The 26,175-nt window shown below is 70.1% G+C and carries 17 protein-coding genes; 2 read left to right on the top strand and 15 right to left on the bottom strand.

Translation table 11 applies throughout. The features are described 5' to 3' along the window. The 10 genes from ACWDSL_RS37580 to ACWDSL_RS37535 form a co-directional block, all read right to left on the bottom strand. The coding region (locus ACWDSL_RS37580; protein WP_450492441.1) for an MFS transporter at nt 1-1,100 on the bottom strand (1,100 nt) is incomplete at its 3' end. Continuing rightward, nucleotides 1,091-1,843 carry a hypothetical protein gene (locus ACWDSL_RS37575; protein ID WP_450492440.1) on the bottom strand — a complete coding sequence of 251 codons (753 nt, stop codon included), beginning with the start codon at nt 1,841-1,843 and terminating at the stop codon, nt 1,091-1,093. The genes ACWDSL_RS37580 and ACWDSL_RS37575, both read right to left, overlap by 10 nt. Next, nucleotides 1,844-3,439, bottom strand: coding sequence for an amino acid adenylation domain-containing protein (locus ACWDSL_RS37570; protein WP_450492439.1), 1,596 nt, complete (start codon nt 3,437-3,439; stop codon nt 1,844-1,846). It abuts the gene before it with no gap. Nucleotides 3,440-3,456: 17 nt separating this feature from the next. Further along, nucleotides 3,457-4,476 (bottom strand): HAD-IIIC family phosphatase, encoded by a 1,020-nt coding sequence (locus ACWDSL_RS37565; RefSeq protein ID WP_450492438.1) that lies wholly within the window; start codon nt 4,474-4,476, stop codon nt 3,457-3,459. Then, complete coding sequence (locus ACWDSL_RS37560; RefSeq protein ID WP_450492437.1) at nt 4,473-5,648, bottom strand: acyl-CoA dehydrogenase family protein; 1,176 nt, start codon at nt 5,646-5,648, stop codon at nt 4,473-4,475. Before ACWDSL_RS37560 ends, ACWDSL_RS37565 begins: the two co-directional genes overlap by 4 nt. After that, nucleotides 5,645-5,899: an acyl carrier protein gene (locus ACWDSL_RS37555; RefSeq protein ID WP_385616493.1), complete on the bottom strand. Its 255-nt coding sequence runs from the start codon at nt 5,897-5,899 to the stop codon at nt 5,645-5,647. The genes ACWDSL_RS37560 and ACWDSL_RS37555 overlap by 4 nt, the downstream gene beginning before the upstream one ends. 2 nt (nt 5,900-5,901) lie before the next feature. After that, a complete protein-coding gene (locus tag ACWDSL_RS37550) occupies nt 5,902-7,230 on the bottom strand; it encodes a phosphopantetheine-binding protein (protein WP_450492436.1) in 1,329 nt (442 codons plus the stop codon). A 51-nt stretch (nt 7,231-7,281) separates the two neighbouring features. Then, nucleotides 7,282-12,726, bottom strand: a complete 5,445-nt coding sequence (locus tag ACWDSL_RS37545) for a beta-ketoacyl synthase N-terminal-like domain-containing protein (protein ID WP_450492435.1) — start codon at nt 12,724-12,726, stop codon at nt 7,282-7,284. After that, nucleotides 12,723-13,061 (bottom strand): phosphopantetheine-binding protein, encoded by a 339-nt coding sequence (locus tag ACWDSL_RS37540; protein ID WP_450492434.1) that lies wholly within the window; start codon nt 13,059-13,061, stop codon nt 12,723-12,725. Before ACWDSL_RS37540 ends, ACWDSL_RS37545 begins: the two co-directional genes overlap by 4 nt. 57 nt (nt 13,062-13,118) lie before the next feature. After that, nucleotides 13,119-14,504, bottom strand: coding sequence for a condensation domain-containing protein (locus tag ACWDSL_RS37535; RefSeq protein ID WP_450492433.1), 1,386 nt, complete (start codon nt 14,502-14,504; stop codon nt 13,119-13,121). A gap of 98 nt (nt 14,505-14,602) precedes the next feature. Between ACWDSL_RS37535 and ACWDSL_RS37530 the strand changes: the two genes are divergently transcribed. Both ACWDSL_RS37530 and ACWDSL_RS37525 read left to right on the top strand, forming a co-directional pair. Then, nucleotides 14,603-16,435: an ABC transporter transmembrane domain-containing protein gene (locus tag ACWDSL_RS37530; protein ID WP_450492432.1), complete on the top strand. Its 1,833-nt coding sequence runs from the start codon at nt 14,603-14,605 to the stop codon at nt 16,433-16,435. After that, nucleotides 16,432-18,243 carry an ABC transporter ATP-binding protein gene (locus ACWDSL_RS37525; RefSeq protein WP_450492431.1) on the top strand — a complete coding sequence of 604 codons (1,812 nt, stop codon included), beginning with the start codon at nt 16,432-16,434 and terminating at the stop codon, nt 18,241-18,243. The genes ACWDSL_RS37530 and ACWDSL_RS37525 overlap by 4 nt, the downstream gene beginning before the upstream one ends. Here ACWDSL_RS37525 and ACWDSL_RS37520 read toward each other — a convergent pair. From ACWDSL_RS37520 to ACWDSL_RS37500, 5 genes are all read right to left on the bottom strand, one after another. Next, nucleotides 18,204-20,969: a condensation domain-containing protein gene (locus ACWDSL_RS37520; protein ID WP_450492430.1), complete on the bottom strand. Its 2,766-nt coding sequence runs from the start codon at nt 20,967-20,969 to the stop codon at nt 18,204-18,206. The genes ACWDSL_RS37525 and ACWDSL_RS37520 overlap by 40 nt on opposite strands. 1 nt (nt 20,970) lies before the next feature. Next, a complete protein-coding gene (locus ACWDSL_RS37515) occupies nt 20,971-22,161 on the bottom strand; it encodes a hypothetical protein (protein WP_450492429.1) in 1,191 nt (396 codons plus the stop codon). Between the two features lie 23 nt (nt 22,162-22,184). Next, on the bottom strand, nt 22,185-22,436 hold the full coding sequence (locus ACWDSL_RS37510; RefSeq protein WP_450492428.1) for an acyl carrier protein: 252 nt from the start codon (nt 22,434-22,436) through the stop codon (nt 22,185-22,187). A gap of 89 nt (nt 22,437-22,525) precedes the next feature. Next, complete coding sequence (locus ACWDSL_RS37505; RefSeq protein WP_450492427.1) at nt 22,526-23,380, bottom strand: 3-hydroxyacyl-CoA dehydrogenase family protein; 855 nt, start codon at nt 23,378-23,380, stop codon at nt 22,526-22,528. Beyond that, entirely contained in the window at nt 23,377-26,064 is a 2,688-nt protein-coding gene (locus tag ACWDSL_RS37500; protein WP_450492442.1) for an SDR family NAD(P)-dependent oxidoreductase, read from the bottom strand. Before ACWDSL_RS37500 ends, ACWDSL_RS37505 begins: the two co-directional genes overlap by 4 nt. Between the last annotated feature and the right edge of the window lie 111 nt (nt 26,065-26,175).

The following is a 26,175-nucleotide window of genomic DNA, read 5'->3' as shown; positions in this document are numbered from 1 at the left end:
GCGCCGAGCGGGGCGGGGGCGACGGCCATCAGCCGGGCGGCTGCGGAGACCCGGCCCATGAGGTCGTCGGGCACGATGGCCTGACGTACCGAAGGCCCCAGGACCATCGTGATGCCGAACGCGGCGGCGCGTACGACGATCGCCGCCCCCGCTGCCACCGGGCCGGCGCTGAGACCGAGGGCCAACTGGGCGCCGACCAGGAGGAAGGCGCTCAGCGTCAGCGCGCCCCCGATGCCGATCCGGTCGGCGAGCCGCCCGGCCAGCGCGGCGCCCGCCAGACCGCCCACCGCTTCGGTGGCCAGCAGCAGTCCGTATCCCGCCGGGCCGAGGCGCAGTTCCTCCTGGGCGAACAGGACGAAGACCGCCGTGCCGGCGCCGAAGGCCAGGTTTCCGACGGCGGGGCGCAGCGACAGCCCGAGTAGTACGGGGTTGCGCACCAAGTAGGCGGCCCCGGCGCGGGCTTCGGCGAGCAACGGACCTTTTTCGGTACGTGGCCTGGGAGGTGTTTTCGGCAGCGAGCGGATGGTCAGGGCGCTGAAGAGGAAGGTCAGGGCGTCCGCGAGCAGGGGTACGGCGCGGCCCAGGGAGAACATGGCGGCCCCCGCCGGCGGGCCGAGGAAGCCGTTCACGGCGGTCTGTGTGCCCTGCAACCGCGTGTTGGCCCGCTTCAGCAACTCGGTGTCCCGGTCGAGCAGTTCGGGCAGATAGGCGGAGGCGGCGGTGTCGTACAGGATCTGGCCGACGCACAGGAAGAACGCGAGCGCGATGAGCAGCGGGATGCCGATGAGCCCGGCGCACACACCGGCCACCGCCGCGAGGAGCAGCGCGGCGCGTGCGGCGTCCGAGATCCACAGGGTGCGGCGGCGGTCCCAGCGGTCGACGAGCGCGCCGCCGATCAGGCCGAAGAGCAGCCAGGGCACCCGGGTCGCGGCGGCGACCACGGAGATCACCACCGGGTCGCGCGTCACGCTCGCCGCGAGCAGGGGGAGGGCGGCCAGATGGACGCCGTCGCCGAATGCCGAAACGCCCGAGGCGGCCCATATCCGCCGGAACGCCTTCGGCAGTGCCGCCGGGCCGCCACGCCCCGGCGTCATACGCATGGCGGGTCGGCGAGCAGGTCGAGTAACTGTGCTCTGAGCTCCGATGAGCCCAGGAGATCCCGGCGGGCCGAGGCCGTCTGCCGGTGGCCGACCGATGGCAGGCCGGGCCAGTCGGGCGGCATCGTATGGCCGGCCGAGGAGAGGGCGACGCAACGGCCGGGGTAGGGGGAGAAGCCGGCGGATCTGGTGGCGAGGACGAAGTCCAGATAGGCGGTGTACCGGCTCGACAGCCCCACCACGGTCTCATCGTCGGTGGCACAGCCCAGCGCCTCGGCCAACGTCTCCCGTACGGTGCGCAGGACCCGCCGGCGCCACAGTTCCGGCTCGGCGTCCAGGGTGTCGTCCCTGACCAGCGCCTCGATCAGGTCCTCCACATCGTCCCGGCCGATCTGCCCCAGCGTGTTCACGAGCGCGTCGCGGAGGGTGTACTCGCCCGGGACGACAGGATCCGCGAGCAGCAGCCCCAGGGTCGGGACACCGCGCGCGGCGAGGTGCGCGATCGCGTCCTGGGCCAGCGGAGCCGCGGAGCAGAAGGCGGCGGCCAGCACGGCAGCCCCGTCCGGGACCGCCGATACGGCCGCGTCCACGTAGCAGGCGGCGGTGAAGGGGCGTACCGCGTCCGGGACCGTCACCAACCGGCCCGTCACCTCGGGCAGTTGCTTGAACAACAGGTCGAAGCCGCTCGCGACCCGGCGGCCCGGGAAGTCGAACGCGAGCACCACGGCGGATGGGTCGGGCCTCATTCACGTCCTCCGGGGTGGATACACATGGCGTCGGCCGCGCCGCGCCCGGTCGCGTGGCGCGTCGTCCACGGCGGCAGCGGCGGCAGTGGCTGTGGCCATGGCGGCGAGCGCCGACTTGTCGGTCTTGCCGTTCGGGCCGAGCGGCAGGTGGGGAATCTTCCGCAGCCGCTGGGGCCGCAGATGGGCGGGGAGCGTCGCGGCGAGGTGTCTGTTCAGCGCGGCCGGATCGACCGGGGCCCGTTCGTCCGCGTCCACGACATAGGCGACCAGGATGGTGTACCCGGACGCGATGACCTCCGTGGCACACGCGGCGTGGCGGACCCCGGGGAAGGAACTGACGGCGGATTCCACCTCTCCCAACTCGATACGGAAGCCACGCAGCTTCACCTGGTCGTCGCGGCGTCCGATGTAGTGCAGATCGCCCTCCGCGTCCCGCACGGCCCAATCGCCGCTGCGGTAGTGGCGGACCCCTCCTGCCCCGGGCCCGCCATCCACGAACCGCTCGGCCGTCAGCTCGGGCCGACCCAGGTAGCAGGCGCAGACACCCTCGCCCGCCACCCAGATCTCACCGGGCGTCCCGGGTGGCGCGGGGTTGCCGTCCTCGTCCCGCAGGGACACCCCGAGATGGGGCAGGGGCCGTCCGATGGGGCTGCGGCCCGGCTGTACGGACTCCAGCAGCTGAGGTGTCAGCCGGCAGAAGGTGACATGGACCGTGGTCTCCGTGATGCCGTACATGTTGATGAGTTCGGCCCCGGGCGCGATGCCCCGGCGCAGCCAGGCGCGCAGGTTCTCGGACTGCAGTCCCTCGCCGCCGAAGATCAGATAGCGCAGGGTCGGCCAGGCCGGTCCGTCGTCGGACACCTGGTCGAGCCGGCTGAAGACCGACGGCACCTGGTTGAGCACGGTGACGCCCTCGGTCGCGACCAGAGCCTTGAACGCATCGGGATCCGCCAACGTCTCCTTGTCCACCACGACCAGCCGCGCGCCGTACAGCAGCGCGCCCCAGATCTCCCAGACGCTGAAGTCGAAGCTCATCGAGTGGGAGAGCGTCCAGACGTCGGTGGACCGGAAGCGGAAGAGCGGTCGCGTATGGTCCATCAGGCTCAGCACGTTGTGGTGGCGGACCACGCACCCCTTGGGTAAACCGGTCGAGCCCGAGGTGTAGATGACGTACGCCACATCGTCGGGCACCCGCGGTGCGGGGCCCGCCGGACGGGCCGCGACGGTCAGGGCTCCGGCCGTGGCCACGGCCTCCTCGCGGGGGTCGCAGGGGCCGTCGGTGACGATCAGTCGGGCCGCGGAGTCGTCGAGGATGTAGCGTCGGCGGGCCTCCGGGTAGTCCGGGTCCACCGGTACATATCCGCAACCGGCCTTCAGCACGCCCAGCACCGCGACGGGGAGATGCGCTCCGCGCCCCACCCGTATCGCGACCAGCCGGTCCTCCCGCACCACCGGGGCCAGCGCGGCGGCGAGCTCGTCGCTGAGCCGGTCGAGCGTGCGATAGGTCAGGGATCCGCCCGTCCCGGTGACGGCCGTGTGGTCGGGGTGGGCCCTGGCGACGGCCTCGAATCTCGTGTGCAGAGTGTCGGACGGCACGGCGCTGACTCCTGATCTTAACGGGACACGACGTTCATATACGGAGGGAAGCCCTGCAGATTCGTGAAGTCGTGCTCAAGGACCACCAGGTCCCCCTCCGTGCGGGACTCGATGAAGCCGGAGAACTTGTACGTCACATACATCGCCCGGTTGCGATCGGTGGGCAGGAACTCGGCGAACAGCCGGACACCGGCCCCGCGCGCCTCGTGGACCAGGTGGTTGAGCAGCACGGAACCCACCCCGCGCGACATCACCCGGCACGACATCAGCAGCAGCTTCACGGTCCAGGCGGTCGAGTTCCGCTCGACGAGCGCGAGTCCGATCTTTCCGTATCCGCCGTAGCGGTCGGTCAGTTCGGTGATCAGGAGCAGATGGTCCGGTGATGTGCGCAGCGCGTCGAGTTCGTCGTACGAGTAGGTGTAGCCGGTCGAATTCAGCTGGTGGGTGCGGACGGTGAGCTCTTCGAGCCGGCGAAGGTCCTCCTCGCGCGCGGGGGAGATGGTGAACGTCATGTCCAGCGAGGCAAGGAACTCGTCCGCCGTCCCCGAATGGCCGTCCTCGGCCTGCTTGCGCCGTTCGTCGGCCCGGTAGAGCAGCCGCCGGTTTCTGGCGTCCGCGGTGACGTCGCGCACCTGGAATTCGGGGAGGTCGGGCAGGAGTGATACCTCTGTGGCGTCGAAGCACCGCACCTCGGGCAGGGCGAAGGCGACCTCGTCGCGCTCGAACGGCTGATCGTCGACGAAGGCGAGGGCGTCCACGCCGATGTTGAGCGCCGCCGCGATGGCCTTCAACGACTCCGACTTGCTGCCCCAGGTGATCTGGGGGTGCAGGAAGTACTCGTCCAGGCCGAGTTCACGCAGCTTCGCCCGGGCGGTCCCGGCGTCGTTACGGCTCGCGACGGAGTGCAGGATCCCGCGCTCGTCCAGGGCCTCGATGATCCGCGGGACATCGGGGCGCAGCCGGACCCCGGGGTCTTCGAGGAGCACCCCGTCCCACAGCGTGTTGTCCAGATCCCAGACCACGCACTTGACCGTCATATGCCGCTCCTCTCCGCCGCGGGGGCCGGCCGGTGCCGTCCCGGTGAGAACTCCTGGAACGCGTACTCCGCCAGATTGACCTCGTGGATCTGGGAGCTTCCCTCGATGATCTCCATGACCTTGGCGTCGCCGTAGTGACGCCGGACCGGATAGCCGGCGGCGCAGCCGTTCGCCCCGTGGATCTGCACCGCGTCCGAGGCGCAGCGCACGGCGGCGGTGGACGCGAAGTACTTGGCGAGCGAAGTGGCCGCGAGAGCGTCGGGGGCGCGTTCGTCACGCAGCCGGGCCGCGTCCAGACACAGCAACTCGGCGGCCCGGTGATCCGTGAACATCCGGCTGATCATCTGCCGGACCAGCTGATGCTCCTTGAGGGGAGCGCCGAACTGCTCGCGCCCGCCCGCATAGCCGACGGAGGCCGTAAGACAGGCGTCGATGATGCCGAGGCAGCCCCAGGCCACGGTGTAACGGCCGAGGTCGAGGGCGGCTCCGGCGATATGGGACACCCCGAGGCCCGGCCGGCCGAGAAGGTTCTCATCGGCCACCGTGCATCCATCGAGGCGCACCTCGGCGGTCATCGACGCCCTGATCCCCATCAGCTCGGTGATCGGTTCGGTGGTCAGCCCCTCCGTGCCGCGCTCCACGAGAAAGGCGGTCGGCCCCTGCTCCGTACGCCCGATCACGAGGAACACATCGGCGATCTGCCCGTAGGTGATCCACTTCTTGCGGCCCCGCAGCAGCCATCCACGGCCGTCCGGAACGGCGCGCGTGGTGACGCCCGCCGCATCGCTGCCGACCTCGGGTTCGGACAGGGCGAACGCCCCGATCCGCTCGCCCGTCGCAAGGAGCGGAAGCCACCGCCGCCGCTGCGCCCCGCTGCCCCACCGCGCGATCGCGTGCGCCACCATGGTGTGCACGGTGAACAGGCTGCGCACCGACGAACACGCCCGGCCCAGTTCCGCGGCGAGCAGCCCCACCGTGACCGCGTCACCTCCGCCCCCGCCGAACTCCTCGGGGATCGGCAGCCCCAGGTAGCCGCGGTCGGCCAGCGCCTTGATCACCGCGTCCGGAGTGTGCTGGTCGCGGTGGAAGTCCTCGGCGTACGGAGCCACGACACGGTCGGTGAACTTCCGGAACTCCGCACGGACGGCCCGGTGACCCGCGCTGATGCTCACTGTGCGGCGGATGCGCTGAGCTTGCCGCTGACGAAGAGATCCAGCGCCTGTACGGACCGGAAGTTGTCCGGGTGCAGATCGTCGTTCTCCACGGTGATGCCGAACTCGTGCTCCACGAATGCCACGATCTGCATGGCGAACAAGGAGTTCACCAAGCCGAGTTTGAAGAAGTCCTCCTCGGGCCGCAGCTCTCCCACCGGAAAGAAGCGGGAGAGATAGTCGGTGATACGGCTGCGCACATCACTTTCCATGATCACTGTCCCCTCTGGATACGCTCGATTTCCCGGGCGAGCCGCGCGACCGTGGCCGGCTGGTCGAAGATGTGGCGCAGCGGGAGGTCGATGCCCAGCTCCCTGCGCAGACGCCCGATCACGGCGGCGCCCTGGAACGAGTTGCCGCCGAGCTCGAAGAAGTCGGTGTCCATGTCGAGCACGTCGACGTCGAGCTCCGCGGCCCAGACGGCGGCGACGCGCGCCTCGAGGTCGGTCGGGGCCTTTGACAGCCCGGCCTGCGGCAGCAGCCGGAACACCGGTTCGCCCGGGGAGGCCACGGCGGTGGCCAGGATGTCCCGGAGGGCATCGAGTATCCGGTCGGCCGTGTCCTCGCCGAGCACATCCTCGCGCCATCCCACGGTCAGGCCGAGGACGGACTCCCGTTCCGTAAAGGCGAACTCCAGCGGGGAACGGCTCATGGCGGCGCCGAGATCGAGGACGTCCAGGGCCAGCCCTGATACGTGCGGAAGGCGCAACTCCCGGCGCCGGCGCAGCGTTACGCGGCCCTCCTCCAGGTGTTCACCGCCCGGCCCCAGGGCCAACGACTTGCCGATGTGGTCGACGACATCGGCGAAGGGCGGGCCGCCCGCCAGATCGACCCGTACGCGCAGCGCCTCCTCGAAGGGACCGACGGCCCGGTCAAGGCCGGGCCGCGGCCGTTCGTCCGTGACAAGGTCGATGACGTGCTCGCGCCCTTGGTCCGTGGGCGCGTCGGCGTCCACGCTGTCCAGGAGCACGGCGACGGCCGCGAGGGCCACGGCGGAGCACGGCACGCCCGCCGCGCGCGCCATGCTGCGGATCCCCGCCGCCGTCGCCCCGGGCAGATCGGTGGACACTGTCCTGATGCGGTGCACCGGGCGGGCCGGCCGGCCCACCTGGCTTCCGGCCGCCGGGGCCGCGGCCGGTAGCGACTCGAGGGCGCCGGCGGCGAAGGCTCCGTACGCCTGCCACAGCTCCTCGGTCAGAATGTCCAGCGAGCGGGTGTCTACGCGGCCGCGGTGTGCGGAGGCGAGGACGGCGTACCAGTCCTCGTCGACCTGGAGCGCGGTCAGCCGGACCAGAGGATGCGTGGCCGTGTCGTACGGCAGCCACATCCGCTCCAGCAGCCGGTCGACGGCCGCCGCGGAGCGTTCCTCGGGCGGCAGTGTCCGCAGATCGACGACGTCCACCGGCGCGGCGGCGCACGGTGCCCCGTGTCGCCCCGTCAACCAGTCGGCGGCCTGCCGCAGAACAGCCAGGTCGAGCGTCCCCTCCACATCGACCACGACGGTCGCGACATCGTCGCCGGGCCGTACGAGGCGACTGTCCATCTGTCCTCCTCACAGGACCGCGGCGCCGGGCGCGCCGACGGGTAGACGGCTTCAGCTGCTGCTCAGGCGCCGGACGATCTGCTCGACCACCGCTTCGCGTGAGTCGGCCAGGAAAAGATGGCTTCCCGTGAACTCCTCCCAGTCGAAGGCCCCTTCGGTGAGTGCTCCCCAATGCCGCAGCCGGTCCAGGGGCACGTGGACATCGCCACTGCCGCGGAACGCGGTGGTGGGACAGGTCAGCCGTCTGCCCGGCGGGCTCTGGTAGGACTCGGCGATGGTGAGATCGGCGCGGATGGTGGGCAGGAACAGCCGGCGCAGCTCGGGATCGGTGAGGATCACTTCCGGCGTGGCCTCCATCCGGCGGAGCTCCGCGATCAGCTCCTCGTCGGGCATGTGGTGCCATGGACGGCGAGGCGCGCCGAGGTTGGGTGGTCTGCAGCCGGAGACGAAGACGTGGTCGGGCTGAACTTGGTGTTCTTCGCGCATCCGGTCGGCCAGCGACCAGGACACGATGGCCCCCATGCTGTGGCCGAAGAACACGAACGGCCGGTCGAGCAGGGGCAGCAGAGTACGCTCCAGGGCGTCGAGCAGCGGATCCAGCAGGCTCGTCGGAGGCTCGAGGAGGCGGTCCTCGCGCCCGGGGAGCTGTACGGCCCACAGCTCGATATGCGCGGGGAGCAGACGTCCCCACTCCTGGAAGACGGAGGCGCCGCCACCTGCGTACGGGAAACAGAGCAGCCGCGGCCCGGTGTCGCGGCGCGGCCCCAGCCGCCTCAGCAGCGGCGGGGGACCGTCCCCGGAAGAGGCTTCGGCCCGGCTGGCCGAGGGCGCGCCGGACACGTCGGGCACCGGTGAGGTCAGCCTGGCGACCCGTTCGGCGAAACCACCGACGGTGGGCGCGCCGAACAGGCTGACCAGCGGGATGTCCAGGTCGAAGAGCGACCTCACCCGGGCCACGACCTGGGTCGCGAGAAGGGAATGTCCACCCAGGGCGTAGAAGTTGTCGTCGCGGCCGATGCCCTCGATGCCCAGCACGTCCTGCCAGACGGTGGCGATCGCCGCCTCGCGCTCACCGTCGGGCGCCACGAACGCCGTGTCCAGCTGGGGGCGCGGATGGCGACGGGCCTCGGGCGCGGGGGAGCGGGCGGGCTCGTGGCCGGGGTGTCCGACCCAGCGGTCGAGGCGCGCTTCCAGATCACTCGTGACGACACTGACCTGCGGCTCGTCGCACCATTCCATGAGGCGCCGCACCACGCGGACACCGTCGTCGGGCGCGATGGCGTAGCGTGGTGTGCGATCGGACCGCCGCGAGGTGTCCGGCTCCGCCCACTCCTCCAGATTGACGCTGATCCAGCGCCTGCCCGTGAGCGCCCGCTGCCGGCAGGCGGTGGCGTCCAGGTACGCGCTGCCCGCGCTGTGGCCGGTGAGGCCGATACCGCCGAGCAGGGCCGCGTTGGACGAGACGAGGAGGCAGAAGTCCAGCTCCGCGTCGCCGAACAGATCCACCAGGACTCGGCAGCCTGCGACCTGCGCGCGCGGAACGGCGTCGGCGCAGTCCTGCCCCGTGGCGAGCTCCCCGAGCGGGGCGACGGCCTCGCGAGCGGGTGAGCCCTCGGCCTGCACCACCGCGTTGACCTGGCCGAACACCTTCTCCACCGCGTCGATGGCGGCACGGGTCGAGGTGCGGTCGGTGGTGTCGGCCCGTACCACGAGGACGTCCGCGCCGCGGTCCCGTATCGCGCACAGCCGCACGATGAGCCTGCTCGTGGGATCGTCCGGACCGTACTCGGCCGGCCAGTCGGGCCAACGCTCGGCTGCCGGGAAGGAGACACCGGTGACCAGAGCGAGTCTGGCCCGGGCGCGGGTGGCGAGTTCATCGGCGATGTCCAGGCCGATCCGGGACAGTCCGCCGGTGATCAGACAGACCCCGCCCGGCCGCAGCGGATAGGGGGCGGGGCCGGTGTCGGACAGCGGCAGCGGTTCGAGCCCAGGCAGCCAGCGGCGGTCGCCGCGGAAGGCGGTCAGCCGCTGGGTGGCCCGCGGGCGCGTGGGTTCCCTGACGACCGTAAGGAGCCGTTCGGTCAGGGCCGCGGGGCGCTCGGCCCACGTACCGGCATCGACGATGTCGACGCTCACCTTCGGGTACTCCTGGGGGACGCACAGCGCGGGACCTCGCAGGGCGGCCGTTTCCGGGCGGAGTACGTCACCGCTCTCGACCGCGGCGATACCGCTCGTCACCACCCAGATCCGCAGTGGCTCGTCCTCGGTACGGGGGGCCGGCGCGTGTCCGTCGGCACGGGGGGCGGCCAGCGCGCGGGCCGTGTACGCCAGGCTCCGGAAGCCAAGGGTCAGGGCCCGCGCCGGATCCTCCCGTGGCCCGTGGCCCGGGTCCAGGCTCCACAGATGCGCGACATGGGTGCAGTCGAAACCGGTCCGGGTGAGGTGGTCCGCGAGGGCGTCGTAGTCCTCGGAGCGCGCCGGGTCGATCCGGATCCGCAGCTTGTCGACCGGCTCGAATCCCGTGCCGGGTTCGACCAGGAGCGCTGCCCCGCCGCCTGCGAGGATACGGCCGGCCAGGGCCCGCGCCACTCCGCCGCCGTCCGCGAGGATCAGCCAACGCTCCCCGGCGGCCGTGGTGTTCCGCGGATCGGCCACCGGAAAGGGAAGCGAGCGCCATGACGGGGCGAAGACCCGCTCCCCGGTGTCCCGCTCCCCGGTGTCCCGCTCCCCGGTTTCCGCGCCGGAAGCGGGGACGGCGCCCGGCACAGGCGGGTCCACCCAGGCGCGGGTGCGCTCGAACGGATAGCTCGGCAGGGGCACCCGGCCCGGTTTCCGCGGTGCGTGCACGGCGGGCCAGTCGACATCGGCGCCCGCCAGCCACAGCCGGCCCAGGACGTCATGGAGGAGTGAGGTGTCCCTCTCCCGGTGGTCGTACCAGGCGCGTACGGAGGGGAGGACCAGCCCGTCCACGGGCCGGTCCGCGTCGAGCAGCTGCTCGGCGGCCAGCGAGCACAGAGCCTGGCCGGGGCCGAGCTCGAGGAGGACGTGATCGCGGTCCGCGCACAACTCCCGCAGCCCGCCCGCGAAGTCGACGGTGCGCGCACTCTGCCTGCCCCAGTACGCGGGGTCGGTGGCCTCGGCGGCGGTCAGCCACGTCCCCGTCATATTGGAGAGCAGCGGAGTCGCCGGCGGCGACAGCTCGACCGTGCGCAGCGCCTCGGTGAACGGGGCGACCATCGGCTCGAGCGACGGGGTGTGAAAGGCGTGCCGGGTCCCGAGGGGCCGACAGGCGATCTCCTCGGCCGACAGCTCCCGCGCCAGTGCGTCCACCGCCTCGGAAGGACCGGCCACCACGGTCAGCCGCGGGCCGTTGAGAAGGGCGATGGAGAGCCCGCTGCCGGTCAGGCGCGGGCGGAGCGCGTCCGGTGACAGCGACACGGCCAGCATCGCCCCACCGGGCAGCTCGTCGATCAGCCGGGCCCGGTGCACGATCAGGCGCAGCGCGTCGTGGAGGGTGAACACCCCGGCGACGGTCGCGGCCACATACTCGCCGAGGCTGTGCCCGATGAGGGCGGCGGGCCGTACCCCCCAGGCGGTCAGCTGCCGGGCGAGCGCGTACTCGACGCAGAAGACGGCCGGATAGGCCAGCGTGGTGGCGCGCAGTTCGTCCTCCGGCGGGGCGCCGCTGAACATCCCGGCCATATCGAGCCGGCCGCGTGCGCGGGGCCCCTCGACTCTCGGGGCGCCGCGCTCCGGGTAGAGCACATCGCGTAGATCGATGCCGAGGTGCGGGCGCAAGGACTCGGCACACTCGTCGACGGCGGCGGCGAAGACGGGCTCGTCCTCGTAGAGGTCCTGGGTCATGCCGACGTACTGGTCACCGACGCCGGAGAACATGAACGCCACCGTGCGTCCCTGTCTGGCCTCGCGCAGCTTCCGCCAGCGCGGGTCCCCCGTGGCGGACAGCAACTCCACCGCGTCCTCGTGGTCCCGGCAGACCACACTCCTGCGATGGGCGAATCTCGCCCGGCCCACCTGTGTGGTGTACGCGATGTCGGCGAGGGACTGTTCCGGGTGATCACGCAGCTGGTCGGCGAGCCGGTTGGTGGCGTGTTCGAGCGCGTCGGCGGTCTTGGCGGAGAGCATCAGCACCTGGGGGCGCGCCCCGGCGGGTGTCGGCGCCCGTCGGGGCGGTTCCTCCAGTACGACATGGGCGTTCGTGCCGCCGAAGCCGAAGGCGCTGACCCCGGCCCTGCGCGGTGTCGCGCCCCGCGGCCACGCGCGCAACTCGGTGTTCACATAGAACGGGCTGCGCTCGAAGTCGATCTCGGGGTTGGGGGTCTTGAAGTGGAGCGACGCGGGGATCTGCCCGTGGCTCAGTGCCAGGGCGGCTTTGATCAGCCCGGTGACCCCGGCCGCCGTGTCGAGATGGCCGACATTGGTCTTCACCGACCCCAGGGCGCAGTAGCCCACCTGGTCCGTGGTGTCGCGGAACGCGCGGGTGAGCGCAGCCACTTCGGCGGGGTCGCCGAGCCGGGTGGCCGTGCCGTGGGCCTCGACGTAGCTCACCGTATCGGCCGTGACCTCGGCGACCCGCTGCGCGCGTACGATCACCTCGGCCTGGCCGCTGATCCCCGGTGCCGCGAAGCCGACCTTGCCGGCGCCGTCGTTGTTGACGGCGGACCCCTTGATCACCGCTTGAATCGTGTCCCGGTCGGCGACCGCCTCCGGGAGGCGTTTGAGCACGACGGCCGCCACGCCGTTGCCGAACACCGTTCCGGCGGCCTCCGCGTCAAAGGCCCGGCTGTGCCCGTCGGGGGACGCGGTGCTGCCCGGCATTCTGAGGTATCCGGTCAGCTGTGGCGGGGTGACGGTGGCGCCGCCGACGAGCGCCAGATCGCACTGGTAGCTCAGCAGCGCGTCGACGGCCAGATGCGTGGCGACCAGGGAGGTGGAACAGCCCGTCTGCACGGCCAGACTCGGCCCGCGCAGATTCAGATGGTAGGAGACCCGGGTGGCGAGGAAGTCCTTGTCGTTTCCCATCAGAAGCATCGGGGAATCGGCGTCCGACACGTCCGGATTTCTGAGGAGATTGCGCAGAAGATAGCGGCTCAGTCCCATACCGGCATAGACACCGATGGCGCCGTCATAGGTGAACGGATCGTAGCCCGCGTGCTCCAGCGACTCCCATGCGGTTTCCAGGAAGAGCCGTTGTTGCGGATCAAGCAGCGCGGCCTCTCTCGGAGAGTAGCCCCAGAACTGGTGGTCGAAGAGCGATACTCCTGGTATGAGGCCCGCGGTGTTCACGAAATGAGGGTGACGACGCCGCTCGGCCGAAACCCCGAGGCTGTCCAACTCTTCTTCCGTACACGGCTTTATGGACTCGACTCCGTCGCGCAGATTCTCCCAGAAGGTGTCGATGTCGTCCGCACCGGGCACATGGAGAGCCATTCCGATCACAGCGATGTCATCGGCCCCGTACGGCTGCTCGGTCATAGGCGGTCCCCTGGGTCCGGGCCGCGAAAGGTACGGCGGTGCCGTCGCTGCTGCTGGGCGCGGAGCCTGCTCTCGTCGAACGCGCCCGCTTCCCGGTCCTGTGAGCTGCTGAGATAGGACACCAGCGCGGAAACGGTGGGAAGATCGAAGAGCGCCGTCAGGGGGAGGTCGGGGGCGATCGATTCACGTAATCGCATATGCACTCGGGCCAGCTGTAACGAGTTTCCCCCCAGGTCGAAGAAGTTGTCGTAGAGCCCGACAGAATCGATCTTCAGCACCTCACGCCATATGGCCACGATGTGCTGCTCGATTTCGGGTGGGGGAGGAACCCGCATTCCTTGCAGCCTCTCCGTCGGAAGGTGTTTCGGCCCGGGTGCCGACCGGTGTCGGTCTCACTCCTCGCGCGCGCGATGCCGTGCGTCGATAAGGCGCTGCAGCCGGCCGCCGCGCGTCACCGCTGCCTGCGATACCGTCGGCGCCGCCGGGCGCAGTTCGGCGAGGGGCACGGACGGATCGGCGGTCACGCGGTCAACGACCGTCCGGAAGGCGGCCGCCAGGGCGGTGGCCCGTTCGGGGGTCAGCCGACCCGTGTCGTAGTTGACGCGGAACGCGAAGCGGCCGGCGTCCGGCTTTCCGTAGAACCCGACGTCGACCTGTGGAGCCATATGCTCGGGTGGCAGGAAGGCGGCCACCTGGAAGATGGTCAGAAAGGTGGGGTTCCGCCCGCCGTCGCGCCGGGGGTTGGCCTGTTCCACCGCCAGGTCGAAGGGGTAGCGGCTGTGCTCGTACGCCCGCAGACTCTTCTCGTTGACCAGCGCCGTCGCGTCGGCGAAGGTGACAGCGCCCGACAGATCGGCCCTGACCGCCACCATATTGGCGAAGAGCCCGACGAGCTCCATCAGCTCCATGGAGTGGCGCCCGGAGAACGGCACGCCGATGATCAGTTCGTCGTCGCCGGTCAGCTGGGTGAGGGCGACGGCGTAAGCGCTCATGAACAGGGTGTTGACCGTGACGCGCACACCGCGCGCCGCCGCCCGGGCCGCCACGGTGGTCTCCGCGTCGAGATGGAACGTCATGGAGGCGAAGGTGGTGCCTCCCGGCGAGGTGGCGGGGCGCCCGCCGTCGGCGAGGCGCAGCCGGGGCAGCGGGGGGCGCAACTCCGCACGCCAATACGCGGCCGAAGCGACGCCTTCCGCGCTCGCGAGCCATGCCGGCTCCTCGCGGACATGACTTTCGTAGGACGTCGGCAGCGCCGGCAGGTCGGGGGGCGTGCCTTTCTCGAGCATGTCGGCGAAGGCTATCAGCTCACGCTGCACAATCGCGTTGCTGAGGCCGTCCGATATGAGATGGTGCACATTCAGATAGAGCCGGAATCGGTCATCCGCAAGCTTGAACAGACAACCTCTCAGGAGAGGGCGGGAAAAGTCGAAGGGCTTCGCGTTGTCAGCGCGTATCTGACGGTCGAACTCTTCCGCTGGATCGGCGTGCGACGTGAGATCGGACAGCGGCAGTTCGAACCGGTAGTGGGGGAGTATGGATTGGCGAGGCCCATCGGGCCCGGTGCTGAATACGAGTCGAAGCGCGTCGTGCCGGGCGATCAGAAAGTTTAGCGCAAATTCCGTGCGTTCGCGGTTTGTTCCGGGACCGAGATCGGTCCACATCGGAAGATTCTGTTCTGTCCCGGTGTCATCGAGCAGTTTGAGGAGCCAGAGTCCGCGTTGCGCGTGTGACAGTGAGAAGGCCGTCCCTTCAGGGCTCGGCGTCGCGGCATCTTTCATCACCCATCCCCGTCTGCAGTCGCACCGTTGAGAGATGCTGCTGCACTGGTTCGGTTGTGGTCATATGCCGCATGTTATTATTGCTTCATGGTGGGCTCATGTCAACTAGTGTGTGTGCGGTGAGGAAATCTGACACGGACCCTGGGGTTCCGGACTCTCGCAGCGCGGGGCGTTACCTATGGTGGCTGATCACCAGCCAGCGCCATCGCATTGTCACCGGCTCGCTATTGGGCAGTTTATGGATGGTTGGACTGACTCTTCCGCCGTATCTGCTGTCCCGGGCGATTGACGACGGCCTCGTGCCCGGCCGTTCGGGGGCGTTCATGGGCTGGGTCGCGGCCCTGCTCGGAGTCGGCGTCCTCAACGCCTGGCTGGGCATCATGCGGCACCGCACGATGACGAAAGTCAGGATGGACGCCGTCTTCCGTACGGTCCGCAGCGTGGTCGGACAGGCCACCCGGCTGGGCGCGGAACTGCCCCGTCATGTCACCGCCGGAGAAGTCGTCACCATCGGCATCTCCGATGTCTGGCGGATCAGCCAGACCTTGACCATCACCGGGCCCGGTGTCGGCGCCGCACTCGCCTATGTGGTGGTCGCCGGGCTGCTCTTCTCCGTCTCCGTGCTGCTCGCCGTCGTGGTGCTGCTCGGTGTGCCGCTGCTGGCCGTGCTGGTCGGCCCGCTTCTCGGCCGACTTCAGAGCGTGGAAACCGCGTACCGCGCCCACCAGGGCACTCTCACCGCCCGATTCGTGGACATGGCCGGCGGACTGCGTGTCCTGAACGGCCTGGGTGGCAAGAGCATGTACGCCCAGCGCTACGGGCGTGAATCGCGGCAGCTCATGGCCGAGGGATACCGGGTCGGCGCGGTGACCAGTTGGATCCAGGCGCTCGGGGTCGGCCTGCCCACGCTGTTCCTGGCGGCGGTGACCTGGCTGGCGGCCCGGCTCGCGGCCCAGGGGAGCATCAGCGTGGGCGAACTCGTCGCGGTCTACGGCTATGTCGCGGTCCTCGTCGTGCCCGTGTCCTTCTTCATCGAAGGGGGCTACGACCTCGGCCGCGGGCTGGTCGCCGCCCGCCAGGTGATCCGCTTCCTCAATCTGCGCCCCGAACGGCCCGACGCCATCCCCGCCGCCGCCCCGCCCCCGACCCCGTCCGAGCTCCACGACCCGGACTCCGGTGTCACGGTCGCCCCCGGTGAACTGACCGCGCTGGTCGGAGCCGTCGCCGCGGAGACCTCGCTGGTGGTCGACCGGCTCGCCGGGTTCGTCGACTCGGCGGCCGTATGGGGCGGCACCCGCCTCGACGCGTGCGCCCGCGCGGATCTGCGCGCCCGGATCGTGGTCGCGGACAACGAGGCCGACCTCTTCTCCGGCCCGCTGCGCGAGGTCATCTCGGGGCGGCACGACCGGGACGAGCGGACCCTCACCTCGGCGGTGCACACCGCGGCGGCGCAGGACATCGTGCACGCACTGCCCGACGGGCTCGAAGCGGCCGTCACCGCGCAGGGCGGCAACCTCTCCGGCGGCCAGCGACAGCGCATACGCCTCGCCCGCGCGCTGGCGGCCGACCCCGAGGTGCTGTTGGCCACCGACCCCACCTCGGCGGTCGACGCGCACACCGAAGCGGTCGTCGCGGCCCGGCTGCGCGCCGCGAGGTCCGGCCGTACCACCCTCGTCACCACCACCTCGCCACTCCTCCTCGACCACGCGGACACCGTGTACTACCTGGTCGACGGCGTCGCCGCCGCGGTCGGCGGCCACCGCGAACTGCTGTGCTCACAGCCCGGCTACCGCCGGCTCGTCTCCCGAGGCGGGGAGGACGAGGACGGCGACGACGACGGGGACGGCGCCGAGGGCGAGGACGGGGACACGACTCACGACGACCGGAGACCTGGTCCGTCCGCCCGTCCTTCCGAAAGGACCGCCCGATGAAGACCGGGACCAAGGCGGCGTCCTCACCCGAACCCGAACCCGAACCCGAATCCGGACCGGGTTCCGGGCTGCTGCCCGTAGCCGACCCGCGCCGGGCCCGCCGGGCCGCGTTCGGGCTGATCAAAGCGGACGGCCGCGCCTTCGCCGTGGTGGTCCTCCTCAACGCGCTGGCCGCGGCCGCCGGTCTCGTCGGGCCGTGGCTGCTCGGCCGCATCGTCGACACCGTCAAACGCGGCGGCACCGTGGCCGACGTGGACCGCCTAGCCGTCATTATGCTCGTGTGCTCGCTGGCCCAGCTGCTCCTCTCCCGGTACGCCCGGTACGCCGGCCACCGCTTCGGCGAACGGACATCGGCGCGGATCCGCGAGCAGTTCGTCGACCGGGTGCTCGCGCTGCCCGCGTCCGCCGCCGAACGCGGTGGCACCGGCGACCTCACCGCGCGCGGCACCAACGACATCGCCACCGTGGGCACGACGCTGCGCGACGCGGGGCCCGAGGTGTCCATGGCCATGGTCCAGGTGCTCTTCGTCCTCGGGGCGGCCTTCGCCCTCGACCCGCTCCTCGGCGGCATCGGGGTCGTCGCGCTGCTCGGCATCTGGTTCGCCGCCCGGTGGTATCTGCGCCGCGCCCACCCCGCCTACCTCGCCGAGGGGGCGGCCGACTCCGCACTGGCGGAAGTACTCGTCACCACGGCGGCAGGCGCCCGCACCGTGGAGGCCCTTGGCCTCCAGGAACGCCGCGTCGCGGCTTGTGTGGCGGCCATCGAGCGGGTCCGGAGCGCTCAGCACCGGACGCTGTTCCTGCGCAGCGTGCTGTTTCCCGCCATCGACGTCTCCCAGGTCCTGCCGGTGGTCGCGGTGCTGATGGCGGGCAGCGCGCTGTTCGAACAGCAGGCGGTCAGCCTGGGCACGGTGGTGGCCATGGCGATGTACTTCCGGCAGCTGTCCACACCGATGGACACGGTCCTCCTGTGGATGGAGCAACTGCAGGGCAGCGGGGCGTCCTTCGCCCGTATCGAGGGCGTCGGCCTGGTCGCGAAGGAGCGGCGGACCGATGCCGACGCGCCCACCCCGGCCGACGACCGCATCGAGGTACGGGATGTCCGCTACGCCTATGACGGCAGTGGTGAGGACGTGCTGCACGGTGTGGACCTCAGCGTCCGCCCTGGTGAGCGCATCGCCGTCGTCGGCCCGTCGGGGGCGGGCAAGACCACGCTCGGCCGGCTGCTCGCCGGCGTCGACGAGCCGCGGACCGGCGCGGTGACGGTGGGCGGTGTCCCGGTCGCCACCCTCGCCCCGGACAGACTGCGCAGACAGATCGTCCTCGTGACCCAGGAACACCATGTGTTCGCCGGTACGGTGCGTGACAACCTGCTGCTCGCGGCTCCGGCCGTGACCGACGACGAGTTGCGGCAGGCGCTGGCCGTCGTGGGCGCCGAATGGGCGGCGGGGCTGCCCGACGGGCTCGACACACAGGTGGGCGCCGACGGACACCGGATCGACGGCGCCCAGGCGCAGCAACTGGCCCTGGCCCGGGTGGTCCTGGCCGATCCGCACACCTTGATACTCGACGAGGCCACCGCGCTCCTCGACCCCACGACCGCCCGCCACACCGAACGGGCCCTGGCGGCGGTGCTGGAAGGACGTACGGTCATCGCCATCGCGCATCGACTGCACACCGCACACGACGCCGACCGGGTCGCCGTGATGGCCGACGGGCGGCTCACCGAGTTGGGCACGCATGACGAGCTCGTGGCCCACGGTGGCGCCTACGCCCGACTCTGGAACTCTTGGCACGGCGGATCCTGACGTGCCACTTCCCCATCCGTCCCCGTCCGCACACCCACACCGAGCCGTGCGAGGGCGCTCAGGGCCTCCCGTACTCCGGTCCTGTCGTCCTCCGCACGGCGCATCGTGGACAGGACGGCGGCCGCCGTGGCGCCGTCCGCCACGCTCTGCCGCAGCGCGGGCACCAGCACCGGGTGTGCGCTGATCTCGACCAGGACGTTGTACTTCTCCGTCAGCAGGCGCCTGGTCGCCGCGGCGAGCTCCACCGGCCGACGGAGGTTTCTGACGAAGTAGTCCGGGGTGATGTCCACCCAGTCGAGCCAGTCGCCCGTCACCGACGACACCATCGGAAGGCGCCCGGGACGCGCCGTGATCCCCTCGACGGCCTTCCTGAGATCATCCGCGATCAGGTCGATGGCCGGGCTGTGGGCGGGAAGGTCGACGCGGATCATGGCACACGGCACATCGCGTTCGGTCAGCTCCGTGACGATCGCCTCCAGCTCGGTCCGGTCCCCGGCCAGCCCTGTGGTCCGCGGCCCGTTCTTCGTCGCCACATGGACCCGGTCGCCGCCTCGCTCCGCCAGATACGCGTCGAGCTCGGCCGCCGGCAGCTCGATGGCCGCCATCCCGCGGTCAGGGCCCGCCACGCGGCGTTGCTGACCGCTGTAGTGGCAGATCAGCAGCGCCGCGTCCGCGACGTCGAGGATCCCCGCGATCACACACGCCGCGATCTCTCCGACGCTGTGTCCGACAACCGCCTCCGGGCGGGCCCCGGCGGCTTCCAGCGAGCGCGCGATGCCGACCTGCAGCGCGAAGACGACCGGCTGCATGACCCCCACGTCACCGGTTCTGGCCTCCGGCTCGTCGAGAAACAACTCCCGCACCAGGGACCAGCCCGTATGCCGGGCCAGCTCGCGGTCGCACTCGTCGAGGGCGTCGCGGAACACCGGGTCTGCTGCGTACAGCCGGCGCCCCATGCCCACCCACTGCTGACCGTACGGAGAGCAGACGAAGGCCAGCCTGGGGCCACCCGTGAGGTCGGCCGCCGACACCGCAGGCGTGGCGGTGGGACGGCGATCGCGCCGCCGTGCCGGGCGCTGCCGAGCCGAGAGGTGTACGTCCGCTCCGCCGAGCGCGCTGAGCGGCAGGTCGGGCTCGTCGGCCACCGTGTCGAGCAGCGCGATGAACTCGGCCGTCAGCCGCCGCGCCTCCTCGGGCGGGAACAGATCGAGGGCGTACGTGAGCGTGGTGTCCACACCGTCCGGCGCCCGGCCGTCCGCGAAGGCCTCGACCAGCTCGAAACGGAGGTCGAAGCGGGTCCTCTCCTCATAGACGGGCTCGGCCCGCACCGTCAGCTCCGGCAGCCGGAACTCGGGGGCCGCGTTGTTCTGGAACGCGAGCATGACCTGGAAGAACGGATGCCAGGCGGGCGACCGTGGCGGATTGAGCGCCTGGACCAGCTGGTCGAACGGCACTTCCTGATGGGCGAACGCGGCCAGGTCCACATTCCGCACCCGGGCCAGCAGCCCCCGGAAGGTCGGGTCACCGTCCGTCCTGGTCCGTAGCACCAGGGTGTTGACGAAAAAGCCCACCAGGTCGTCCAGCAGCTCGTCGGTACGTCCCGCCGTGGGCGTGCCGATGGCGATGTCGGAGCCGGCCCCGCGCGCGGTGAGCAGCGTCGCCAGCGCCGCGTGGACGACCATGAACACGCTGGTGCCGGTCTCATGGGCCAGGTCGTACAGGGCCTGATGCGTGGTGGCGCAGACCCTGGCGGTGACGCGGCCACCCCGATGGGAGGGGGTGTCGGGGCGGGGGCGTGGTGTGGGGAGCCCCAGCCGGTCCGGCATACCCACCAGTTCACGCCGCCAGAAGTGTGTCTGGCGGCTGAGCTCGCTGTCCGGGGCGTCGGCCCGGCCCAGCATCTCGTGCTGCCACAGACTGTAGTCGGCGTACTGGACGGGCAGCGGGCTCCACGGCGGTGGCGCACCGCCGCGCCGGTGCGTATAGGCCTCGGCGAGATCCCGTAGCAGTGGCACCGTGGACCAGCCGTCGCAGGCGATGTGGTGGATGACGAGGAGCAGCACATGCTCGTGGTCGGAGAGCCGGAACAACCGGGCGCGCACCGGGGTCGTGGTGGTGAGGTCGAAGGCATGACGGGCCTCGGCGGCCAAGGCGGTGGACAGCGCGCCCTCCGTGACCGGGACGACCGGTAGCTCCACCGGGGCCTCGTCGGCGTCGAGGACGACCTGCTGAGCCCGGCCGTCCCAGTCGGGGCAGGCCGTACGCAGTGACTCGTGCCGGTCGACCAGGTCGCCCAGGGCGCTGCGCAGGGCGGCGATGTCCAGCGGACCGCTCAGCCGGTGGGCCAGGGGCATGTTGTAGTTTCCCGTTTCCCCGTGCAGCAGATTCAGGAACCACAGCCGGCGCTGCGTCGGCGACAGCGGAATCTCGTCGCCACGCTCCATCGGGCGCATCCTGGGCAGCGGGTCGCGGTCCACCCGGCCCATGCGCTCGGCCAGCAGCGCCACCGTCGGGGCCTCGAACACCGTGCGCGGGGCGAGGCTGATGCCAAGGGTGCTCCCGATCCGGTTCCGCAGCCGGGTCGCGAGCAGTGAGTTGCCGCCGAGATCGAAGAACGACACGTCGGCGGACACCTGATCGGCGCCCAACACCTCCGCGAACACCGCACAGAGAATTTCCTCCCGCTGGGTACGCGGGGCCCGGCCGCCGGCCTGGGCATCGGCCATCTCAGCCTCCGTCCACGGACCGTACGCCCTCGCGCACGGTGGCGGGCCACTCGGCGGTGTCGGTGCCGAACTGGCACAGGAACGCGTAGACCAGACGCTCCAGGCCGAATCCCACGCAGCCGCTGCGGACGGGGCCGTCCGTGCCGTGGTCGATACCGAAACGGCCTCCGAACAGATCGTCGTGGAAATTGAAGGAGCCGACGGCGATGGACCGGTCCGGAGCGACATCGAGCCGCAGTTCGTACTTGAGCTCCAGCAGCCGCTGGGACCAGATCTGCTCGGAGGCATCCGTACTGCCGAAGAACGGGTCGTTGCCGACCTCGCAGCACCCCGACAGCCCAAGGTCCTCGATGAACCCGAAGATCTTCCGCATAAAGCGGTCACGCGCCTCGATGACCTGCTGACGCGCCCCCATGAACACGATCTCGCGAATGGTGAAGTCCCACAGGCGCTCCAGCGTCGTCGCATAGCCCGCCTCGAACCGGAACGACTTCCCCCGCGACGTCACCACATGGAGGCGGTCGCCGTCCAGAGTCCTTCCGCGGTACTGCTGGAAGGTGTGGTAGCACATCGTGGGCGGCAGACAATAGTCCACATTCGCACAGGACCTGAGCACCGCGGAGTCGAGCCCCGCGCCGCCGTATTGCTCCAGGAAATCCCGGTAGACATCAATGTCGTTGTGCAGACGCGTCACAAACATCAAATGCTGGGGGAACGAGGCGAAATACCCGGCGGTCGCCAGCGCCTCGGTCCTGACGAGCGTCGGATAGCGGTAGGCGCGGGCCTGGAAGTCCTGGGCGAGGATGTCTCGCACCGCCCGGTCGAAGTACGCGAACAGCGACAGCAGCGGCTCGCCGATGGCGACCTGACCCTCGCCCGTCTCGCTCACCGCGCCCTCGCGCACCAGCCGGTCGAACAGGCCGGGACGGGTCCGCCGATGGTGCGGCGAAGTCCAGATCGCCTTGGGCCGTGTCGCCAGCTGTGGCCGCACCTCGCTGTCGACCACATAGTTGACCTTCTCGGTCAGGGCGGCCCGGTCCAGCGGCGCCGGGGAGTACAGGGTGAGCCCCGCTATCTCACCGTCCGCCGCCGTCACCTCGTATCCGGTGATGTCCGGGGACACGAAGAAGAGGCGGCGCTCGATCTCCGCGGCCAACCGCTCCGGCACGGGCGTACGCAGCTCGATCCTCATGCCAAGGGGCCTGTCGCGACGGTTCACGCGGCGGTCGCCGTTTTGGATGTGATCAGCCGGATCAGGCCCCCGGTCGTGCGGAAGTTCTCGAAGTCCATGTCGTCGGGGCCGAGTTCCGTTCCGGTCGCCTTTTCCACGAAGACCGCGAGCTGCACGGCGAACAGGGAATTGACATACCCGAGGGCGAATATGTCGTCGTCTTCGGCCGGTGTGTGCCCACCGAGCTGAGGTGCCAGGAAATTCAGGACCAGTTTCCTCGCCTCGTCATGGTTCATCGCTGCTCCCTGAGTGAAGTGACGGTGCGCCCTGCGTGCTGAGCTGACGGTGCGCCCTGCGTGCTGAAGTGGCGGTGTGGCGGCGGGGGTCAGTACACGTAGAAGCCCTGGCCGCTCTTGCGGCCCAGCAGCCCGGCGTCGACCATCTTCTGCAGCAGCGGCGCCGGCCGGTACTTGCTGTCCTTGAAGCTGTCGTACAGGACGTTGATCGAGTTGAGGATGGTGTCCAGGCCGATCAGGTCGCCGGTCTCCAGCGGGCCCATCTTGTGGCTGAAACAACCCTTGAACATGCGGTCGACCTGAGAGGCGGTGGCCACCTGGTCCTGGACGCAGTAGATGGCCTCGTTGATGGTGAGCATGAGCACCCGGTTGGTGATGAAACCGGGGGAGTCCTGGACCACGATGCCTTCCTTGTCCAGGTTTTTCAGCAGGTCGAGAGCGATGTCGAGGGTGGCATCGGAGGTGAAGTGTCCTCGGACCACCTCGACCGTCCCGATGAGGGGGACGGGGTTCATGAAGTGCATGCCGAGGACTTCGGCCGGCCGGGAGGTCGCCGAGGCGACCCGGGTGATCGGCACCGCCGAGGTGTTCACCCCGAAGATCACCCCGGGGCGGCAGACGGTGTCGATCTCCTCGTAGACGGCGCGCTTGATGTCCCAGTTCTCGGTGACGTTCTCCACGACGAAGTCGGCATCGGCCAGCTTTGCCAGTTCCGTCCCCGTGGTGATCCGGGCGAGAATCGTCTCGGGGCTGCTCTCGAGCTCCTGGGCGCTGAACACCTTCTGGAACCGCAGCTCGCGCTCCATCTGCTTCAGCGCGCCGTCGAGCTGGCTCTGCGCGATATCGACGAGCACCACCTCGTACGCCCCCGCTTGTGCGAGCGACTGCGCGACACTGCGGCCGATCGTGCCGGCGCCGATGACACCCACCGTGCGAATGCTCATGAACTGCCACCTTTTCGTTTGTCGTCGGTCAGGTACGCGGAGAGTTCGGCGATGCTGGCGTAACGGAACAGATCGGCCATCGAGACCCGCAGGGCCAGGCGCTTCTCGATGTTCTGAGCCATGCGCAACGCGTTGAGCGAGTCGATGCCGAGGTCGAAGAAACTGGCGTGGATGTTCAGCTCGGACAGCCCGAGTTCCTTGGCCCAGATCCGAGTGAGTCCGATCTCCAGCTCGCTGTACCGGCCGCTCTCCCTGCCCAGGAGGGTGACGTCGGGGTCCGCCGCCGATTGCCCACCGGGGCCGGCCGTGGAGGGACCGTCGCTCTCCAGGGCCGTCGGCCTGCCGTGGTTGATCTCGCCGACGATCACGCGCGTACAGCGGGAGACAAGGACCTCTTCGAAGCTCGCGATCCCGTCCTCGACGGACAGCGACCGGAAGAAGCCCTGGTCCCGCCGGACCCCGTGATCGCTCGCCATTCCCACCCCGATCCAGTCGGACCAGCCCACCGTCACGGTCGGCCGTCCACGCGCCGTGCGGTGCTCGGCGAAGTGGTCGAGATAGCTGTTGGCGGCCGTGTAGTCGCTCTGTCCCGCCGCCCCGAACACCGAGGCGGTCGAGCCGAAGTTGACCATCAGCGCAGGGGGTTCGTCCTCGGTGACGAGATCGAGCACGGTGGCGCCCAGTACCTTGGGCGCCAGGGTCTGCCGGAAGGTGTCCCAGTCCTTACGGAAGAGAAATCCGTCGCCCGCCACTCCGGCCGCGTGCACCACACAGCCGATGGCCCCCCACTCGTCCCGGATGGCACGGACGACCGCCGCCATCTGCGCGAGGTCGGTGACATCCGCACGGTACGTACGCACCCGCGCGCCGTTCGTCGACAGCTCGCGCAGCGTTTCGATCCGCGCGCGCAACCGGTCGTCGGTCTCCGGTGTCCCGTCCCAGCGGTCGGGCGGTGGCACCGGGGTCCGGCCGACGAGCGCGAGCCGGATCCCGGGGACGCTACGGCTCAGCTGCTGGGCCACCTCCAGGCCCAGCCCGCCCAGGCCACCGGTGATCAGATACACCCCGTCCGGGCGGGACGCTCCTGGCGGCGCGGTCACCGCGAGATCCACGGGTACGAGCTCCGCCACATGGCGTCGCCCGTCGCGCAGCGCGACCGCGCCGGGCTCACGAGCGCCGAGCAGTTCGGCGCATACGTCATCAAGGGAGGTGTCCGGCGCGATGTCGAGGCAGAGAACGTCCGTATGACCGTTCTCCAGGCCGACCGATTTCGCGATGCCGAACAGCGTGGCGTGAACGGGATGTGTGTCTGCCTCATGCCCACTGACACGGGATACGCAGGGCGCGACGACACTCAGCCTGCCCGGTGGGGCGCCATGCTCGGAGAGGGTCTTCACGAAGTGGAAGAAGCCTTCGACACTGTGCCCGAGATGACGGGCCAGCGCCGACGGCTCCCGCTGTACGTCATCGGGGGCCGCCCCGGCGATGTACACGACCTCGTCGAGCCGGCCGAGCTCATCCGGCGAGAGTGTGCCGATCAGCCGGCCGAGCCCCTGCGCCGTGGGTGGTACGCGGAAGCGCTCGGCCGGAGTGTCCGCGTCCCAGGTCTCGGCGAGGGTCACCTCCGTGACGTCCACGCCATGTGTCCGCAGCAGCGCGCTCAATTCATCGCTGACCCCCGGGTGGTCGCCGACGACCAGGGCCCTGCGCGGCGGCGGTGGTTGCTCCGGTCCGCCGGATGTGGCCGGTGAGTCGACCCAGCGCAGCGTATGGTGGCGGGCGGTGCCGCTGAGCCGGGCCACGGTTCGGTGCGGGTCCGAGACGCGTTTGACGGTGAACCCGCTGATGTCGATGGCGGTGTTCCCCGCCTCGTCGCAGATCACCACGTCGACCTTGCGGATCTCCTGGGCTCCCTCGTATCCGGGGTACGGCTGGATGAAGCTCACGCCCCGGGGTGGCAGGGGAGCGTGGATGCGCAGCGAGTCGTATCCGACGGGAAGGAAGAACCCCCGGTCCTCGCGGGCCCGTTGGCGGTCGTCCTCGCCGTTGAGCACGGCGAACCCGCCGAATCCGGTGGCCAGGTCGAGCAGCGCCGGGTGCAGCGGCATCTCCGCGCAGTCCGACAGATACGCATCGGGCAGGCACAGGAGGCCGAGCGCGCCTCGCACACCGATGTGCACCTCGGTCAGGCTCTCCTGCCAGCGCGGCCCGAACCACATGGACTGGTGCTTGGCTTGGCGTACGCGGACATCGACGACCTCCAGGGCGCAGCGGGCCCGCAGTTCCGCAAGGTCCTGGCTCGGGGCCTGCTGTGGCAGAGGGTTGACGCTGACGCTTCCCTGGACGTGCATCGTCCACTGACCGCCGTCGGGCCCTTGGCTGGCGACGGTGAATTCGGCGACTCCGTTGCCCGTCTCCCGGATGGCCGTATGCGCTGTCCTGCGCTCCTCGGCGCGTACCAGCATGGGGGTGAGGAAGCGCACATCCTTGATTTCGGTCGCGGGTCGGCCGAAATGCTCCGAAGCCGCCGCGCGTGCCATTTCGAGATAGGTGGTGCCGGGGACGATGGATTCGTTGAGTAATTTGTGCTCGGAGAGTACCCACTGCCGTTCCGGTGTGAATTCCGTGAGGAATACAGATTGACCCATGCTTTTGAGCAGGGCTTGGTCGAGAAGCGGATGGATGCCGGGTTGAGCTGATGCTGTGGTGGTTTTGGTGGGGTGGGGGAGCCAGTGGTGTTGGTGTTGGAAGGGGTAGGTGGGGAGGGGGATGTGTTGGGGGTGTTGGGTTTGTGG

This window comes from Streptomyces sp. NPDC000941, assembly GCF_053599555.1.
The sequence above is the reverse complement of the archived record's forward strand: the minus strand, read 5'-3'. Positions and strand labels throughout refer to the sequence as shown.